Below are 16747 nucleotides of genomic sequence, written 5' to 3'. Positions count from 1 at the left end.
CCTTGTCGGCGGGCGTGATCAGCTTCTGCACCTCGCCATCGGCGAGCGCGGGCAGTGCGAAGCAGACAACGCCTGCGGCAATCAAGAGGCGAGCGATCATCGGTGCGTTTCCCGGTCGACGGCTGGAACAGCCTGTTTTCTCGTTTGGCATAGAACTTACCCGTTCGCGGCGGCCTGTCATCCGTGCTTAACAGCGGTCAGGTTAAAATCGTGGTTTCGCCGATGCGGATATTGCTTACGGGATCGTCAGGCTGGCTGGGCAGCGCCCTCGCGCCTCGCTTGCGAGCCCTTGGCCACGGCGTCATCGGCCTCGATCCTGTCCCATCGGCGCAAACCCAGGTGATCGGCTCGGTCGGCGACCGTGACCTGGTCATGCGGACGGTCAGGGAAAACCGCATCGAGGCGATTGTCCACAGCGGCGCGCTTCATAAGCCTGACATCGAACTCCAACGAAATGAGGATTTCATCGAGACGAATGTGCGCGGCACGCTCAACCTGCTCGACGCGGCAGTGGTATCAGGCGTTCAGCGTTTCGTTTTCACGTCGACGACCTCGCTGATGATCTCGAAAGCCATACGCGCCGGCTTGATCGGCGGTGCGCGCAAGGCCGCCTGGCTGACGGAAGACATGTCGCCCGAGCCGCGCAATATCTACGGCATCACCAAGCTTTCGGCCGAACATCTTTGCCGCCTCTATCATATCCAGTCCGGCCTGCCGGTGATCGTGCTGCGCACTGCGCGGTTCTTTCCCGAGGCAGACGACATGGCGCATGCGATCGAGCAGTCGGACGCCAACACCAAGGCCAATGAGCTGTTGTTCCGCCGGCTGACCGTGGAAGATGCCGCCGAGGCCCATGTCGCGGCGCTGGAGATGGCGCCACGACTGGGCTTCGACATCTTCATCGTCTCGGCGCCAACGCCGTTCCGGCCCGATGATTGCGAGGCGTTGATTGCCGATGCATCGTCCGTCGTCGCGCACTATTTTCCGGAATTTCCGGCGCTTTATGCGCGAAAGGGCTGGACGATGTTTTCCTCGATCGACCGTGTCTACGACGCCTCGCGGGCGCGGGACAGGCTGGGCTTCGTCTGCAAGACAAGCTTTGCCGATGTGCTTGCCGCGCTCGCAGCGGACGAAGGGGCCGCCTGATCGAACGATCAGGCGTGTGCCGCGGCGCTGGCCAGCTCCGTCGTCAGGTCGCCATAGCCGGTCGAGCGGCGCTCATAGGCGAGGCCGAGCATTCTTGCGGCCTTCTCGGCGACCTTGTCGAGTTCCGGGTCGTCGGTCTGGGCGATATAGACCAGCTTCTCGTAATTCCCGAAATAGTCCTTGATCAGCTCCGGATGCCTGTCGAGGCCGAGCGGCTTCATGAAGAAGGCGTCGAACTGCCGGCACAGGAAATCGGTCATGTAGAACGACATCATGTCGTCGTCGGCGACCTTCGCATAGGCATCCATGCCCTGGTAGAAGGCAAAGCAATGCGGCCCGGCCATGCGCTCGACCCCATGCTTCTCGCAGACACGGTCAAGCAGGCCGCCGGTGCCGCAATCGGCGTAGCCGACGAAGATGTTACTGTAGCCGTCTGCCTTGGCCTTTTCGATTGCCTTGTCCATGGCTGGCGCGATGCGGTCCGGGTAGAAATGGAATTCCGCCGGCAGGCAGGTCAGGTCGAGATGGTCGAGCTCCAGCTGCTCCTTGACGGCCAGAACTTCGCGCGCAATCATCCCGCAGGCGATGACAAGCAGCCTGTCGCGTTGATCGGGTTGTAGTTTTCGCGCAATGCTCATGGAACCAGTCTAACCGATTTTCGTTGCTGTCCCACGAATCTATTTGTTGAGGGAGACACCATTCATGAAACCGCTACGCATTGCGCCGATCGCCCTTCTTGCATGCGCCCTGGCTCTTTCGGCCTGCGCCAACACCGTCCGTGGCGTCGGCAGGGACGTCAAATCGACAGCCAACGCGGTTGAGGACACGGTCGAGAACCCCTGATCCGCAGTCTCGCCAAAACGCATCGCTCTCAAGATAGTTCAAGCGATGCGCGTTAAGTCCTTGTAACATCTGGGAAGGAGAAAGTCGTGCTGCAAGGCGTGGGTCGGTTTATTGTCCATGCCGAATTCGCCCAGATGAGGCCGAAACGCGGACGTCGTGTCCGCCTATTGCAATTATTCTCGTTGGGGCGGGCACGAAAAGTTGACTTTTCGAGCGTGGGATATGCCGTTAATCTTTTTCGGTACCCTCACCAACGAAGCAGGAGCCATAGGATGAAGACCGCTCTCTTAGTTGTCGCCGCTCTGGGCCTTTCGGTATCCGGCGCCGCAGCGGAATGTGTTGGCCACAGTAAAACGACGGCTTCCGTAGATCAGCAGACCAAGACGGCAAGCGTAGATCAGCAAACCAAAGTCGCAAGCGTCGCGAACACGCCGACAACTGCCGAGACGCCGATCCTGAAAAAGGAAGAGGCGAAAGAATCAGAATAGGCGCTTCAACCCGCCCGATCCTACCATAAGCACCCTAGCCGCTAGCGCGGGAGGCTGTCATCGCGGCAGCCAGCGACGTTAAACCGTCTACTAACGGTGTCGTTCTTTGGCGTGACACTGGATGCCGAAGGCCAGTCGAGTGGCTGGCAAGCATGCGCAATGGTTGCGGCCATGCAACTGGCGTTAATGCAACAAACACCTACAGCGTACAGGCCTGGGTGGCGGTGTCGTACAGAAATTCGTAAAAAAGGGCCGGCGCGACGAACGCCGACCCTTCTCAGGCAGTAAGAGCGCTGAGTTTTAGCGTGTCAGGTTCCGACGCCCGTTCCCTCGTTGCAGGTGCCGAGCGGCGAGGCTTCCAACGCGGCGCACAGGCCGGTGAAACGCCCTGTGACCCAGCCACCAATCGCCAGGATCGCAAGTATCGCTGCTGCGGCAATGATGCCGACAAGGATCGAATATTCGACCATGGCAGCGCCTGAATCGTCTTGGCAAAACTGCCGGGCCGTCGTCATGAGTGTGTCCATGGAGTTCCCCTTTTAGACCCGACGTGTCGACGTCGGTCCAGCAAAATGCGCGGGAGCTAATGCATCAGCATCATTCGAACGAGGGACTAGAGCCCGCCTAGAACCCAATTCTGATAAACGGCGGGCAGCCAGTCACCGCATAGCTTGGCGTAGTGAACGTCCCTACGCCCGTGAAATAATGGCAGATTAACCCGTCCGTTGGATCCTTTTCATCGTGGTAGAGAACTGCGGTTGACGTAATCAGCAACCCGCCAATCGCCCCCGCCGCTAGAACTGTCAGCACCCCCAGAGAGACGACCGCTTTCCGCATTTTTTTGCCCGCGACTTGCCTTCAATGCGTTTGTTGGAGTGCAGACGCGCGGCCAAGGTCGGCTTTAGGTGGCGCTGCCAAGCCAACGGCTATTCTAAAGCCGATCTGCCCGCGCCTCATGGCGGGAGTGCAGGTTTTAACCTCACTGATCGAAACCGACTTCATCACAATGAACGGCGACAATCTCAAAGAGTCAGGGCATGACCGGCGCATCGGAATTCTGCTGGATCGAATAGATGTGTTGGCTGGGAAATAGCACAATTAGGCGCTCCGCGAAGGCAATCGCTGAGGCTGAGTGCGCCGAACGCGCCGCAAAGACGGCAAGATTGAAATCGCTTCGCATGGCAACTCAGCGTGACCTGACGGTTTCGTTCCCGGAGGAGCTCGATTGCTCGCTGCTTGTCGCGGCACTGACACAAGGCGAATCATCGGGCCAGCCTTTCAACCGCCTCAATGATGGCTTTGGCAAGGGCTTCGCCTTCATGGACAGGCTCGGAACCGAATAGCACAAAACTGCTTCCTCGCTCGGCAACACCCCGGCTGGGCGGGTCTGTTCAATAGTCATACGAACCAGTTTGAGGGCGGCCCAGGCGCTGCGGATGTTCTCTTGGACTCTATGCTAGCCCGCCATGTCACGCAGCGGCTTGTTGCGCTTCTGGGGCCGGTATTTCTCGACCCGTCTGGTTCTCGCGTACCCGCTTTCGCACTGTAGCGGTGACCGCCACCACGTCACAATACCCCTGTGCCCCGCGCCATGAAATTGAGTCTGGAGCGCGCTAGGGCTTGGTCAAGATGTTGCTAACATGCGGGACAACGCTCTTCGCTCTAGCGGGGCCGGCCCAGCGGCTTGGTTGCGAGGGGGACTGGCAGCTGGAGGCCGCTGGGCCTTGACCACCAGCGAGCTTAAGAGGAGGCGCTGTGCTGGCTGACCAAAACTTGCGCTCAAGGCAACGGAATAGCATCATTCGAACGAACACTGTTCGTAAGTATGTTCCTCATGCCGAACATCGGGGGCGCTCAATCTGCTCAACGGCAGGCCAGCGGACGATGAGCAGCCGCATTTTGCCGTCATGTCGAGAGGCTGACGGAATCTATTGTTCGGTCGGCAGCGGCTCATGGTCGAGGAGCGGCACTTCGCCAAGGTTCCGCTTGTCGAACGTCTGGCCACAAACGGGGGCAGGTAGAACAGCCCGATAGCCAATCGGGGGTGACCAGCGGGCCGCCGGGCCTAACCAGCGGGCAATTGGGTCCGTTCGCCGGGAGCAGTGGGCCGGGCGGCGTTGGAGTCTGCCGCACGAATAAGCTAACAGAGGTTGGGACCGTAGGGTTGGCGTGGTCGCGGAAGCACCGTGCGTCCAATAGCTAGCCGGCCGGCGCCATGCCGACGGCATGCCTATGCCGATCGAGAAATCCAGTGGCGAGCTTGCCGCCGAGGTCAATGGGACAAAAGCGCCGAGGGCACCGCGCCAGTCCCTCGGGAAATTGGCTAAAAAGCTCAGGCCGACGCGCGGACGTTGTGCTTGCGCTTCATGAAGTCCTTGGCGGTTTCGACCGCCACGGCCGCGTCGCGGCAATAGGCGTCGGCGCCGACGGCTTTGCCGAATTCCTCGTTGAGTGGCGCGCCGCCGACCAGCACGACATAGTCGTCGCGGATGCCCTTTTCCTTCATCGTGTCGATGACGACCTTCATATAGGGCATGGTCGTCGTCAGCAGCGCCGACATGCCGATAATGTCAGGCTGGTGCTGTTCGATGGCGTCGAGATATTTTTCCACCGCATTGTTGATGCCGAGGTCGATGACGTCGAAGCCGGCGCCTTCCATCATCATGCCGACGAGGTTCTTGCCGATGTCGTGGATATCGCCCTTGACGGTGCCGATCACCATCTTGCCCTGCTTCGGTGCGCCGGTGGCGGCGAGCAGCGGACGCAGGATGAACATGCCGGCCTTCATCGCGTTGGCCGACAGCAGCACTTCGGGAACGAACAGGATGCCGTCGCGAAAATCCTCGCCGACGATGCGCATGCCTTCGACCAGCGCCTCGGTCAGCACCTTGTAGGGCTCCCAGCCGCGTTCGAGCAGGATCTGAGTGCCTTCCTCGATCTCTTCCTTCAGCCCGTCATAAAGGTCGTCGTGCATCTGCTGCACGAGTTCGTCGTCGGAAAGCTCGGAAAGGATGATCTCGTCGTCGGCCATTTTTAATCCAGCTCCTTGCCGCACAGATGCAATTGCGGGGCCTCAAATATCACGCCAATACCTAACCCGCTACAGGCGTACGTCCATAGCTGATTTGCGACTTCCCGCAAAAGGAAAGCGACTGCAAATCTATTGGAATTCTTGTCGATTTTGCGACAGGCGTTGGCGCTGGCGGGCCGTTTCGAATAGGGTGCATGGCTACGATCCGGCCAGAAGCCGCGATATGCGGCCGTAATAATCAGGCCAGAACAAAAGTCAGGGAAGAACGATCATGAGTGAGAACGCGCCGGTCGACCAGGAAGCGTCAAACGCGCGGCGCGGACGCGCCGCCAGCGGTGGTGCCGCTGCCCGACGGGCGGCGCGCTCGGGTGGCGGCCCCGGCGCCCAGCTCACCTACATCAAGCGCAAGATCAACGTCTATGAGGTGCTGGACGAGGAAGGGCTGGCGCTGATCGAGAAGAACACCGACACGGTGCTCGAAGAGATCGGCATCATCTTTCGCGACGACGCCGAGGCGCTGCAGCTGTGGAAAGAGGCCGGCGCCGACGTCAAGGGCGAGCGCGTGCACTTTCCCAAGGGGCTCTGCCGCTCGCTTTTGAAAACCGCGCCGTCCGTCTATACCCAGCATGCCCGCAATGCCGAACGTTCGGTGCAGATCGGTGGCAACGCCACCGTCTTCGCGCCGGTCTACGGCCCGCCCTTCGTGCGCGATCTCGATGGCGTCAGGCGCTATGCGACGATCGAGGATTTCCGGAATTTCGTGAAGCTCGCCTATATGGCGCCGTCGATCCATCATTCGGGCGGCACGGTGTGCGAGCCGGTCGACGTGCCGGTCAACAAGCGCCATCTCGACATGATCTACAGCCACATCAAATATTCGGACAAGCCGTTTATGGGCTCGGTCACCGCGCCCGAGCGCGCCGAAGACACGGTGGCGATGGCCAAGATCGTGTTCGGCGACGATTTCGTCGAAAACAACACGGTGCTAACCAGCCTGATCAACGCCAATTCGCCGATGGTGTTCGACGAGACCATGCTGGGTGCGCTGAAAGTCTATTCGCGTCACAACCAGGCCTGCATCGTCACGCCGTTCATTCTCGCCGGCGCAATGAGCCCGGTGACGGTCGCCGGCACGCTGACCCAGGTTCTGGCCGAAGTGCTGGCCGGCGCGTCGTTCACGCAGCTGATCCGGCCGGGCGCGCCGGTGCTGTTCGGCACCTTCGCCTCGTCGATTTCGATGCAGTCGGGCGCGCCGACCTTCGGCACGCCGGAGCCGTCGCTGGTTTCCTATGGCGCGGCGCAGCTCGCCCGCCGGCTCGACCTGCCGTTCCGCACCGGCGGCTCGCTCTGCGCTTCGAAGATACCGGATGCGCAGGCGGCCTATGAGAGCGCCAACACGCTGAACTCAACGATTCTCGCCGGCACCAATTTCGTGCTGCATTCGGCCGGCTGGCTCGAAGGCGGACTCGCCTCCTGCTACGAAAAATTCATGATGGACATCGACCAGCTCGGCATGACGCAGAAATTCTCCGAAGGCGTCGACCTGTCGGAGAACGGCCAGGCGATGGACGCCATCCGCCAGGTCGGCCCGGGCAGCCACTATCTCGGCTGTGACCACACCCAGGCCAATTTCCAGACCGCCTTCTACCGTTCCAGCATTGCCGACAATAATTCCTACGAGCAGTGGCTGGCCGAGGGCGAAAAAACCGCTCCGCAGCGCGCCAACGAACTCGCCCGTCGCTGGCTGGAAAGCTACGAGGCGCCGCATCTCGATCAGGGTATCGACGATGGGCTGAAGGAGTTCATCGCCACGAAGAAGGCGTCGATGGCCGACGCCTTCACCTGAAAGGAGCCCGAGTCAGGCGGGGCTAAAGTCGCCAACATCATCCATAAGGAAGTCTGGCGGAGCGCCTTCTCCGATCCGGACAGGAAGGGATGATCCTTGAGCGCAGCATGACGGAACCCATCGCGGCGGCACTTTCCGCCCATGGTCTCATGCTTCGCGGCGGTTTCAATTTTGCAGGGGGCGAGGAAACACTTTCCGGCCTCTCTGGCGGTGCCGCCAAATCCGTGCTGCTGGTGGGGCAGGCGGGCGCCGCGCCATGGCCGCATTTCCTGCGCTGGAAAGAAAGCCAATCACAGGCCGTCGCCAATCCGCTCGACAGATGGTCGCGCGAAGTGATCGGCGGGGTGGCGAACGACTTCGGCGCGCGTGCCGTGTGTCCGTCCGACAGACCGTATCTGCCGTTCCAGCAATGGGCGATGCGGGCGGAGGGGTTGCGGCCGTCGCCGCTCGGCATCCTCATGCATCCGCAATACGGACTCTGGCACGCCTATCGCGGCGCGCTGCTGTTCGAGGTCGAAATAGCGCTTCACGAACCCCGCGGCGCGATTCACCTTTGCGACACATGTGTCGACAAACCTTGCCTGAAATCCTGTCCCGTCAACCCGTATTCTGCGGATGGTTTCGCGTATGAAACTTGTCTGGCGCATGTGCGTGGGCAAAACGGCGCGCCTTGCCGAACCGGCGGCTGTCTCGACCGCAACGCCTGTCCCTATGGCGCTGACTACCGCTATCCGCCACAGGTTCAAGCCTTTCACATGGCCGCGTTCGCGGGTCTGTAGCATCGCCGAATGCCGCACGAAATCTTGAAGGAGGTTGCCTCATTGCGCCTTGCCCTGTTGGCCCGCGTGGATATGTATCGCGCGACAACGTCATCACGGGTCTCCTCAGCGGCACGACACAGGACATGACCATCCGCGACAGCGGCGCTTTCCTCGATGCGCTCGATGCCGAAGGCGTGACCGGACCGGTCGGCACCGTCGGCTATTGCATGGGCGGAGCGCGGGCGCTGAACGCCGCCGCGACCTATTCCGGCCGGATCGTTGCCGCGGCCAGTTTCCATGGCGGCAATCTGGCGAGCGATGCCGCCGACAGCCCGCACCGGAAGGCTGCGTCGATCAAGGCGCGGGTCTATGTCGGCACGGCGGGTGTTGACAGAAGTTTTCCGCCGGAGCAGTCGGCACGGCTGGCCGAAGCGCTGCGCACGGCTGAAGCCGACCATGTCATCGAGAACTATGCCGGCATGGTGCATGGCTGGTGCGTGGCGGACCACAGCGCCTTCGACGCAACGGGCGCCGAGCGCCACTCGAAGCGAATGGCGACGCTGTTCAGTGAAACGTTGGGCTAGCTCGCCGGGGCCGGCGACATAGTCTCGAAACATAGCTCCTGAATACCGGCGGCAGTCGTTTGATCAGGGGCTATGATGCGGGTTTCTCTCGGGAGCAAGATTCTAGGCCTTTGCCTGTTGACCAGTGCGATGGTCCAGCCAGCCTTTGCCGATCAAGCAAAATGTTCCTGCCGCAACCTGCGCAGCGTTCAGGAAGAACTGAAGAACGCCGAGTATGAGGCGATGTTCTTCGCCGATATGGCGGCGAAGCTCAAGGCGGTCGAGGATCCGCTGATCGGGGCGCACAAGAACCCGATCCATCCCGATTCAGACGTTAACATCCAGGACCGATCGTCCAGGGCGCGCGCCGACGTCATGCGCACGTTCAAGCTCCCTCACAACCCGGCCTACGGCTATTCGGGTCCTTTGACGGTGGACATGAAGTTTGGCAGCTGCGAGCAGAAGCCGGCCGATCTTGAGGCGCTGCGCGCTGGCTCGCAGTGCAAGGAAATCGCGGACATCACGTTGGCTCACGAGGCCGCGCACAGGGAGAGATGCGCAAGGGAAACCCCTGCGGTCTACTGGGATAGATTGCCCAGTCAGTTCGCCGCCGAAGAAGCCGAACGTTATAGGGAGCAGTCTCACGCCATGCGGGCACAACTCAAGCGCATCGTGGATGAGGGGACAATCACCGTGGAAGCGAAGATGGAGCCCCGAATCAAAGGTCCGCAGTTCGATGCCACTTATTCGTATGTGACGTCCTCGATCGAGATGGAGGGCAAGAGCTCGCCCGGGTCGGACAGTTGGACGGTGAACGGAAAGGGCAAACAATCCGGCAAGATCAAGAACGCGAAGATTGGCGGCATGACGTGCAAATCGAGCGGGCAACTCAACGATGACATCGATCTGGCTCTGGATACAGATGGCTTTGTCATGAGCCTCGAGAGCAAGTCGTCAGGCCGGCCCGGCGACGTAAAGCTTCGCTGCAGGGGCGGTTTCGGCATGTCGATGCGTCCTCAAGGCGAAGTCGGCAGCGGCGAGGTGTTTGCAGCAGAACGCTTTGCGAGCGAGGCGGACATCTCGCAAGATGTCAGCACGATGCCGTTTGCCAAGATCGTGACACAGGGCGGCATGTCGGTCAGCGGCAAGCACACGGTCACCGTGCGCCTGGTCTGTCCCGGAGAGTGAGGAGCACCCATGGTTGGTGTTCTCGAAGGCGGTTTGTCCTTTTCTTTCCACCACCCCAAGGAACCGCCGCTAGCCTTCGTCCAACAGGCAAATGATGGCGATGATGCTGGATGAAAGCGAAGCCTCCGACGCCGAGTTGATCGGGCGGGCGAAGGGCGGAGACAGGCGGGCTTTCGGCAAATTGCTCGAAAGGCACTATGATTTCGTCTATCGCGCCGCATATCGCTGGTGCGGGAAGAAGGCCGACGCCGAGGATATCGCCCAGGAAGTCTGCGTCCGGCTCGGCCGGGCGATCCGCGACTATCATGGCAGCGGCGCCTTCACCACCTGGCTCTACACCATGACGCTGAATGCGGCACGCGACGTGATGCGCAAGACGGTCCGCGAGACGATCAAGATCGAAGCCTACGGAGCTTACGAGCTGATCACGGGAGAAGCCCCGGCCGAGCCCGAAGATCCGGCCGAGGCGCTTTGGGCGGCGGTGCGGATGCTGCCGGACAAGCAGCGCGACGCAGTGCTGCTCGTCTATGGCGAAGGGCTCAGCCACGCAGCCGCCGCCGAGGCGATAGGCATCTCGGAGACGACGGTTTCCTGGCACATCCATGAAGCGAAGAAACGGTTGAAGACGCTCATGCGTTCAGCCGGGGAAGTGTGATCATGGTCGACGACAACGAACTCAACAGACTGCGCGACATCGCAGCACCGGCACCGGGTACCGACGCGAAGGCGCGTGCCTTCGAGGCCGCCATGCGGGCTTACGACCTGGACGAAAAAACCTCACCCGCCGCCCAAGGATCAGCGAAAGGGCTTCGTCTTACAGAGCGAGCACAAAAGCTCTGGAGCGAAATCATGCGAAAGAAACTCTTCGTCACTCCGGCCATTGCCGGGCTCGTCGCCCTACCGATAGCCGGATACGCCACCATCTACATGCTGCAGGAGCAGCCATTCCATTCCGGTGGCGACGAGAAGATCACCGAAACGCTGGCCGACAAACCAGTGGCTAGGAAGAAAGCCGATGCCGACGCCGAAAGCCGCAACGCAGCCGAGGCGCTTGCGCCGGCATCGCCGCCGAAGCCAGAGTCGGCTGGCGCCGGCGGCCTGGCAAGGCAAGGTGCGCTGACCAGCAATGCGCCTCCGCCGGCGCCGGGCGGCGAGTTCGCACAGGACGGCGGCGCAAGCGCCCCACCGGTCAAGCGTATGGCCGGCACAACAGCCGAGTCCAAACTGATGGTACAACCGCCTATGCCGGCCGACCAGATGCCGTTGCCGGAGCAAAATCGCGACCGCGTCGAGGATTTCAAGAGCAATCCGGTGCGTGCCGCGCTCGAAGACCCGGTCTCGACCTTTTCGATCGATGTCGACACCGCTTCCTATTCCTTCGTGCGGCGTTCGCTCAGGGAAGGTATTGTGCCGCGAGCCGACACCGTCCGCGTCGAGGAGATGATCAACTACTTCCCCTATGACTGGAAAGGACCGGACTCTGCCTCGACCCCGTTCAACTCGACCGTCAGCGTCATGCCGACGCCGTGGAACGAGCACACCAGGCTGATGCATGTCGCTATCAAGGGTTTCGACGCCAAGCCGGCCGAGCAGCCCAAAGCCAATCTGGTGTTTCTGATCGACGTGTCGGGCTCGATGAACGAGCAGGACAAGCTGCCGCTCTTGCAATCGGCCTTCCGGCTTCTGGTCAACAGGCTGAGGCCCGACGACACGGTTTCGATCGTCACTTATGCGGGTGATGCCGGCACCGTCCTCGAGCCGACGAAAGTTTCGGAGAAGGACAAGATCCTCAATGCCATCGACACGTTGATGCCCGGCGGCAGCACGGCCGGCGAGGCGGGCATCAAGGAAGCCTATCGGCTGGCGCAGAAATCCTTCGTCAACGACGGGATCAATCGCGTAATGCTGGCCACGGACGGCGATTTCAATGTCGGCCAGACCGACGACGACGATCTGAAGCGGTTGATCGAAAAAGAGCGCAAGATCGGGGTGTTTCTGTCGGTGTTCGGTTTCGGTCGCGGCAATCTGAACGATCAGATGATGCAGACCATCGCCCAGAACGGCAACGGCACCGCCGCCTATATCGACACTTTGGCCGAGGCCGAGAAGGTGCTGGTCGAGGATGCGTCCTCGACATTGTTCACCATCGCCAAGGACGTGAAGATCCAGGTCGAGTTCAATCCGAACAGGGTCTCGGAATACCGGCTGATCGGCTACGAGACCCGGGCCTTGAATCGCGAGGATTTCAACAACGACCGCGTCGATGCCGGCGAGATCGGTTCCGGCCATTCGGTCACCGCGATCTACGAGATCACGCCGCAGGGCAGCGGCGGCGAGCAGATCGATCCGCTGCGCTACGGCCAGGCTTCGGTGAACAATGGCGGCGTCGCCAACGCCGACGAATATGCCTTCGTGAAAATCCGCTATAAGCTGCCGAACGAGGATGCCTCGAAGCTGATCACCACGCCGGTGACATCAGCCAACGAAGTGGCTGATTTCGACCAGGCCAGCACCGACCAGCGGTTCTCCATTGCCGTCGCTGCCTTCGGCCAGAAGCTGCGCGACGAGGATGCGACCGCGAAGTTCGGCTATGACAAGATCATGGGAATTGCCACTACCGCCCGGGGAGCCGACCCGTTTGGGTACCGGTCCGAGTTCCTCTCGCTGGTGCGCCTTGCCTCGGCGCTTGGCGGTAACCGGTAATCGTGATGACGTCCGATTTTCGTCAGACGGGATCGTTCGGATAGTGGAAACCGACCCACGGGCGGGTGAGGCAGGCCGGCAGGGGAAACCTTTCCGGCCTTTTTCAACATTTGTCAGGCGCGGCTGCGCCGGCGCTCGCGGCGGGCTTCGCTGGTCTCGACGGTGTTGACTGTGGCCTGCTTGTTGCGCATCGGGCCAATGCGCTCGACGATTTTTTCGATGCTCGGGCGATCCGACCTTGTATGCGCATCGAGCGCCTTGCGCATGGCGGCGAGGTGGGCGAACGAGGTGCCGCAGCAACCGCCGACGATCTTTGCGCCGGCATCGACGGCCAGCCTGACATAGTCGGCCATCAGCTCGGGCGTGCCGGAATAATGGATCTCGGCGCCGCGAAATTCCGGAATGCCGCAATTGCCCTTGACGATCACCGTTGCCTCCGGCTTCGCCTCCGTCATGTCGAGCAGCGAAGCGAGGATGTCGGAGGCGCCGACGCCGCAGTTGGCGCCGACACCGAGCGGAGCCTGCGACAAGCCATCGGCGACGCCGTGGATGTCCTTCGGCAACAGCCCCATCATGGTGCGGCCGGCGGTGTCGAAGGAGCCGGTGTAGGTATAGGGCAAGCCGACGCGGATCGCGGCTTCGGCTGCCGCGCGGATTTCGTCCGGCGCCGACATGGTCTCGATCCAGGCGACTTCGGCGCCGCCGGCTTTCAGGCCCTCGATCTGTTCGGCAAAGGCCTCGACCGCCTCGTCATAGGTCATCGCGCCGAGCGGCACCAGCAACTCGCCGGTCGGGCCGACCGAGCCCGCCACGATGACCTTGCGGCCGGCTTTATCGGCGACAGCGCGGGCGATCTCGGCGGCGCGCTTGTTCAGCGCATGCACGCGGCCTTGCGCATGGTGCAGCTTCAGCCGGTGGCGGGTGCCGCCGAAGGAGTTGGTCAGGATGATGTCAGCGCCGGCATCGACGAAGTTCTGGTGGAGACTGGTGATGGTGTCCGGCGCCGTCTCGTTCAGCAACTCTGGAGCCTCGCCCGCCTCTAGCCCCATGGCGAACAGATTGGTGCCGGTGGCGCCATCGGCAAGCAGAACGCCCTTTTCAGCAAGCAGCGCGTCAATTGGATTGGTCATTGGAAATACGCCTTCCGGGGATTCTTTGTCGAGATAAGGATATAAAGAAATCTTTATATGGCGTCAATCAAACAAGCCGTCAAAATCGCATCTCCGCCAGCCTTTGCGTGAAGCTGGCCGCCTCATGCGCGTTGATGTCGGCGGCGCGGATCAGATTGTCGAAATGGCTGGTCAGCGTGCGGACTGGCTGGGTCGCGTTCAGCACCAGATACATGTCGCCGACATAGATGGCGGCACGATAGGGCCCGAATATGGTGTAGGGAATCGAGTAGCGCATCCGCCCGTCATAGAGAAACAGGCGGAAGGTGGGATAAAGGTCGTCGAGCAGCGTCGCCATGTGAAGAAGCTGCTGGTGGCGGTCGGCCTCAGGAAAACGGTCCCAGACGCCCAGTCCGCGCGCAAAGATCTCCAGCGTGTGGCGCGGCATGCAGACTTCCATGTCGGTTTCCGGCCGCCGGTTGTAGTCGATGCGGTACTGCGTCTCACCGGCCTGGGCCTCCCGGCTCTTGTTGGCGATACCAGCCTCGTAGTCGACGAGCGCCTCGGTGCGCAGAAGGTCGGGAATGCCGGCCGGCACGTAACGGATTTTCGTACCGGCGGCCTCGGCATGCCATCTGGCCAGCAGCGTGCGGTCGAAACCGTCGGGCGCTTCCTCGATCTCCAGGCTCTCGCGGATTTCACCGGTGACGCCTTCGTCCTGGCTGAGGCCGAGCAGCCAGTCGAGCGACACTTTGAATTCGGCGGCAATGTTGAGCAGCGTTTCGGCGCGGGGAAGGCGTGTCGAGGCGCCGGACAGCAGCTGCGAAAGCGCCGAACGATCGATGCCCACCGCCGTCGCGAAAGCGGACTGGTTCAAGTCGGATCGTGTCAGGAGCATTTTCAGGCGCTCCCGGAAGATCGTCGATAGGTCGCGTTTGTCCATATCGTCATTCCGGCCGTTGGGAGGAAAAAAATCCGCCTAATCCGTTAAAGTGGCAGTTTAGGCGTAAATGAATCCTCCAATTCGTTTACAATATATAACATCTGCGGCTAAAAATGCGCAATCGCAACATTTTGTGCGCCTTGTCGCGTTGCAGCATCTCGATGCTCCTGACACAATGCTGTCAGGAATCAAAACGATTCCGGCGACTGGAAGGGCAGTGGTCGATCCATGACGAGCATGAATAACAGACGACGCAATGCGCCGGCCATCGAATGGCCGACCGTGTTTCTCGCGTTTTTCTGTTACGGCACCTGGCTTGCAGCCGGCCTATTCCTGTGGCCGTCCTATCCGCTGCTGGCGCTCTTGGTTCTGGCCTTGATGGCCGCGCTGCAATCCTCGCTGGCCCACGAAGTCCTGCACGGCCATCCGACTCGCAATGCGCAGCTCAACGAAGCTTTCGTCTTCCTGCCGATCGGTCTCGTCTGGCCGTTCCGTCGGTTCAAGACCATTCATCTGCGCCATCATGCCGACGAACGGCTGACCGATCCGCTTGACGATCCTGAAAGCTACTACAAGGCGCTGTGCCACCATGACGAATTGCCGCCGGCGATGAAGTTCCTGCTGAAGATCAACAACACCATGATCGGCCGTCTCATTCTCGGCCCATGGCTGTCGTGCATCGGCTTCTTCATCGACGATGCCAAGCAGGTGCTCGCCGGCGACAAGATGATCCGAAAGGCATGGCTGCTGCACGCCGTCGGCCTCGCCGTGGTGCTGCCGGTCGTGCAGTTCGGCTTCGGCGTCCCGCTATGGCTCTACATTCTGGTTCCGGTGTGGCTGGGCCAATCACTGATCTCGATCCGCACCTTCGCAGAGCACCAATGGTCGGAGCATCCGGAAGGCCGCACGGTGATCGTCGAGCGTTCGCCGCTGTCGTTCCTGTTCCTCAACAACAATCTGCATTTCGTCCATCACAAGAGCCCGACGGTGGCTTGGTACCGGCTGCCGAAGCTGTTTCGCGAGCGCCGTGACGAGTGGCTGCGGATGAACAATGGCTACGCTTATCCGAACTATTTGGCGCTTCTCAAGGCTTATGCGTTCAAGGCGAAGGAGCCGATCGTCCACCCGGTGCTGCGGCGCACGCCGGAACCGGGCCGGGCGTTCAAGCCGCGCGTCAGAGCGCGCAGCCTCAATGGGCTAGGCAGTGCGCCGGTGCCCGCCGAGCCGCCGAAAGAATGAATTTTGTGGCATCGCCGGCGGCGATGCCCAGGTGCGCGTCGAATGGTCTCGTCAGTTTCTCAGCGTAACGATCAAAATCCCGGCATGAGCGATTTCGTTGCCGCCTTGCCGATGTACGACTGGCCCGAAATGCGGATCGAGGTTGATGCCCAATGGGCACGGCTGCGTGATGCCTTCCGGCAAAAAGGCATAGACGCGCCGCAGACCATCGCTCGCGTCAATGCCGATTTGCGGCCCGTAGAAGGCGGCATCCGCGACGCCGCCGGAGCGGTTATCGCGCCCGATCCGGCGACGCTGCCGCCGGACGAATTGGATTTTCACGGCCTCTGGGTGCATCCGGCGCTGCTGTTCGCACAGACCTGCTGGGGTCCGATGGAACTCGGCCTGTCGAAGCATGTCCAGGTGATCGGCCAGCCGAATTACGATGCCTTCGAGGGCGGGCAGGGCGAACTGTATTCTAGCGCCATCGTGATGCGGGTAGGTGAAGCGCCAACGGTCGGCTCAACGTCCGATGGCAGCCCATTCATCCCGATTGATATCCTGCGTGGCAAGCACTTTACCTTCAACAGCCTCGATTCCATGTCGGGCATCATCGCGCTGACGCGTGACCTAAAGGCGCTGGGCGATAGCCTTGATATCTTCTCAGAGCGCAGTGAAAGCGGTGGCCACCGCGCGTCGATCGTCGCGATCGCCGAGGGCAAGGCCGATGTCGCGGCCATCGACTGCCAGAGCTGGGCGCTGGCGCGGCGCTTCGAGCCTGTAGCGGAAGCGGTGACGGTCGTCGGTTGGACAACGCGGCGCAAGGGCCTGCCGTTCATCACCGCCAAGGCGACACCGGAGAAAATCGTGGTGGCGTTGCGCGAGGCTGTCGCGGCGCTCGCGTAAAA

At 61.3% G+C, this 16747-nt stretch carries 16 protein-coding genes and 1 pseudogene; 12 read left to right on the top strand and 5 right to left on the bottom strand.

Annotated elements, in window-relative coordinates; translation table 11 throughout:
- Nucleotides 1-222: 222 nt before the first annotated feature.
- Nucleotides 223-1146, top strand: coding sequence for an NAD(P)-dependent oxidoreductase (locus EOA78_RS21270; RefSeq protein ID WP_127316834.1), 924 nt, complete (start codon nucleotides 223-225; stop codon nucleotides 1144-1146).
- Nucleotides 1147-1154: 8 nt separating this feature from the next.
- Here EOA78_RS21270 and EOA78_RS21265 read toward each other — a convergent pair whose 3' ends face one another.
- The gene (locus EOA78_RS21265) at nucleotides 1155-1784 is read right to left on the bottom strand and encodes a DUF1638 domain-containing protein (protein ID WP_127316833.1); all 630 of its coding nucleotides are present in this window, start codon (nucleotides 1782-1784) and stop codon (nucleotides 1155-1157) included.
- A gap of 64 nt (nucleotides 1785-1848) precedes the next feature.
- Here EOA78_RS21265 and EOA78_RS21260 point away from each other — a divergent pair, with 64 nt between their 5' ends.
- Complete coding sequence (locus EOA78_RS21260; protein ID WP_127316832.1) at nucleotides 1849-1989, top strand: entericidin A/B family lipoprotein; 141 nt, start codon at nucleotides 1849-1851, stop codon at nucleotides 1987-1989.
- Between the two features lie 272 nt (nucleotides 1990-2261).
- Nucleotides 2262-2477, top strand: a complete 216-nt coding sequence (locus EOA78_RS21255; RefSeq protein ID WP_127316831.1) for a hypothetical protein — start codon at nucleotides 2262-2264, stop codon at nucleotides 2475-2477.
- A 308-nt stretch (nucleotides 2478-2785) separates the two neighbouring features.
- On the opposite strand, the gene EOA78_RS21250 is transcribed toward EOA78_RS21255, so the two are convergent.
- On the bottom strand, nucleotides 2786-3004 hold the full coding sequence (locus EOA78_RS21250; RefSeq protein WP_029351922.1) for a Flp family type IVb pilin: 219 nt from the start codon (nucleotides 3002-3004) through the stop codon (nucleotides 2786-2788).
- Nucleotides 3005-3655: 651 nt separating this feature from the next.
- On the opposite strand from EOA78_RS21250, the gene EOA78_RS36090 reads away from it, so the two are divergent.
- Nucleotides 3656-3820 (top strand): hypothetical protein, encoded by a 165-nt coding sequence (locus tag EOA78_RS36090; protein WP_164783860.1) that lies wholly within the window; start codon nucleotides 3656-3658, stop codon nucleotides 3818-3820.
- A gap of 989 nt (nucleotides 3821-4809) precedes the next feature.
- On the opposite strand, the gene EOA78_RS21245 is transcribed toward EOA78_RS36090, so the two are convergent.
- Nucleotides 4810-5508, bottom strand: a complete 699-nt coding sequence (locus tag EOA78_RS21245) for a B12-binding domain-containing protein (RefSeq protein WP_127316830.1) — start codon at nucleotides 5506-5508, stop codon at nucleotides 4810-4812.
- A gap of 271 nt (nucleotides 5509-5779) precedes the next feature.
- Here EOA78_RS21245 and EOA78_RS21240 point away from each other — a divergent pair, with 271 nt between their 5' ends.
- The 6 genes and pseudogenes from EOA78_RS21240 (at nucleotide 5780) to EOA78_RS21215 (ending at nucleotide 12569) form a co-directional block, all read left to right on the top strand.
- On the top strand, nucleotides 5780-7354 hold the full coding sequence (locus EOA78_RS21240) for a trimethylamine methyltransferase family protein (RefSeq protein WP_127316829.1): 1575 nt from the start codon (nucleotides 5780-5782) through the stop codon (nucleotides 7352-7354).
- Nucleotides 7355-7461: 107 nt separating this feature from the next.
- Entirely contained in the window at nucleotides 7462-8133 is a 672-nt protein-coding gene (locus EOA78_RS21235) for a hypothetical protein (RefSeq protein WP_245477627.1), read from the top strand.
- 92 nt (nucleotides 8134-8225) lie between these two features.
- Nucleotides 8226-8699 (top strand): annotated as a pseudogene (locus tag EOA78_RS21230) (dienelactone hydrolase family protein); the annotation flags it as partial.
- Between the two features lie 117 nt (nucleotides 8700-8816).
- A complete protein-coding gene (locus tag EOA78_RS21225; protein WP_127316827.1) occupies nucleotides 8817-9866 on the top strand; it encodes a hypothetical protein in 1050 nt (349 codons plus the stop codon).
- Between the two features lie 94 nt (nucleotides 9867-9960).
- A complete protein-coding gene (locus tag EOA78_RS21220) occupies nucleotides 9961-10521 on the top strand; it encodes an RNA polymerase sigma factor (RefSeq protein ID WP_127316826.1) in 561 nt (186 codons plus the stop codon).
- A gap of 2 nt (nucleotides 10522-10523) precedes the next feature.
- A complete protein-coding gene (locus EOA78_RS21215) occupies nucleotides 10524-12569 on the top strand; it encodes a VWA domain-containing protein (RefSeq protein WP_127316825.1) in 2046 nt (681 codons plus the stop codon).
- Nucleotides 12570-12682: 113 nt separating this feature from the next.
- Here EOA78_RS21215 and bmt read toward each other — a convergent pair whose 3' ends face one another.
- Nucleotides 12683-13699 (bottom strand): betaine--homocysteine S-methyltransferase, encoded by a 1017-nt coding sequence (gene bmt / locus EOA78_RS21210; protein WP_029351901.1) that lies wholly within the window; start codon nucleotides 13697-13699, stop codon nucleotides 12683-12685.
- A gap of 79 nt (nucleotides 13700-13778) precedes the next feature.
- Complete coding sequence (locus EOA78_RS21205; protein ID WP_029351899.1) at nucleotides 13779-14621, bottom strand: helix-turn-helix transcriptional regulator; 843 nt, start codon at nucleotides 14619-14621, stop codon at nucleotides 13779-13781.
- A gap of 228 nt (nucleotides 14622-14849) precedes the next feature.
- Here EOA78_RS21205 and EOA78_RS21200 point away from each other — a divergent pair, with 228 nt between their 5' ends.
- Complete coding sequence (locus tag EOA78_RS21200; protein WP_164783862.1) at nucleotides 14850-15860, top strand: fatty acid desaturase; 1011 nt, start codon at nucleotides 14850-14852, stop codon at nucleotides 15858-15860.
- Between the two features lie 84 nt (nucleotides 15861-15944).
- Nucleotides 15945-16745, top strand: a complete 801-nt coding sequence (locus tag EOA78_RS21195) for a PhnD/SsuA/transferrin family substrate-binding protein (protein WP_127316824.1) — start codon at nucleotides 15945-15947, stop codon at nucleotides 16743-16745.
- Nucleotides 16746-16747: the final 2 nt, after the last annotated feature.

It is taken from the genome of Mesorhizobium sp. M5C.F.Cr.IN.023.01.1.1, from assembly GCF_003997585.1.
Classification (GTDB): Bacteria; Pseudomonadota; Alphaproteobacteria; order Rhizobiales; family Rhizobiaceae; genus Mesorhizobium; species Mesorhizobium wenxiniae.
Note: the sequence above shows the minus strand (reverse complement) of the source record. Positions and strands in the feature narration are given on the sequence as shown.

Excerpts from the sequence above, each read along its gene's own strand:
- EOA78_RS21200 (WP_164783862.1), top strand. The coding sequence starts at position 14,850 with ATGACGAGCATGAATAACAGACGACGCAATGCGCCGGCCATCGAATGG.
- EOA78_RS21250 (WP_029351922.1), bottom strand. The coding sequence starts at position 3,004 with ATGGACACACTCATGACGACGGCCCGGCAGTTTTGCCAAGACGATTCA.
- EOA78_RS21245 (WP_127316830.1), bottom strand. The coding sequence starts at position 5,508 with ATGGCCGACGACGAGATCATCCTTTCCGAGCTTTCCGACGACGAACTC.
- EOA78_RS21195 (WP_127316824.1), top strand. The coding sequence starts at position 15,945 with ATGAGCGATTTCGTTGCCGCCTTGCCGATGTACGACTGGCCCGAAATG.
- EOA78_RS21215 (WP_127316825.1), top strand. The coding sequence starts at position 10,524 with ATGGTCGACGACAACGAACTCAACAGACTGCGCGACATCGCAGCACCG.
- bmt (WP_029351901.1), bottom strand. The coding sequence starts at position 13,699 with ATGACCAATCCAATTGACGCGCTGCTTGCTGAAAAGGGCGTTCTGCTT.
- EOA78_RS21255 (WP_127316831.1), top strand. The coding sequence starts at position 2,262 with ATGAAGACCGCTCTCTTAGTTGTCGCCGCTCTGGGCCTTTCGGTATCC.
- EOA78_RS21240 (WP_127316829.1), top strand. The coding sequence starts at position 5,780 with ATGAGTGAGAACGCGCCGGTCGACCAGGAAGCGTCAAACGCGCGGCGC.
- EOA78_RS21205 (WP_029351899.1), bottom strand. The coding sequence starts at position 14,621 with ATGGACAAACGCGACCTATCGACGATCTTCCGGGAGCGCCTGAAAATG.
- EOA78_RS21235 (WP_245477627.1), top strand. The coding sequence starts at position 7,462 with ATGACGGAACCCATCGCGGCGGCACTTTCCGCCCATGGTCTCATGCTT.
- EOA78_RS21265 (WP_127316833.1), bottom strand. The coding sequence starts at position 1,784 with ATGAGCATTGCGCGAAAACTACAACCCGATCAACGCGACAGGCTGCTT.
- EOA78_RS21220 (WP_127316826.1), top strand. The coding sequence starts at position 9,961 with ATGGCGATGATGCTGGATGAAAGCGAAGCCTCCGACGCCGAGTTGATC.
- EOA78_RS36090 (WP_164783860.1), top strand. The coding sequence starts at position 3,656 with ATGGCAACTCAGCGTGACCTGACGGTTTCGTTCCCGGAGGAGCTCGAT.
- EOA78_RS21260 (WP_127316832.1), top strand. The coding sequence starts at position 1,849 with ATGAAACCGCTACGCATTGCGCCGATCGCCCTTCTTGCATGCGCCCTG.
- EOA78_RS21270 (WP_127316834.1), top strand. The coding sequence starts at position 223 with ATGCGGATATTGCTTACGGGATCGTCAGGCTGGCTGGGCAGCGCCCTC.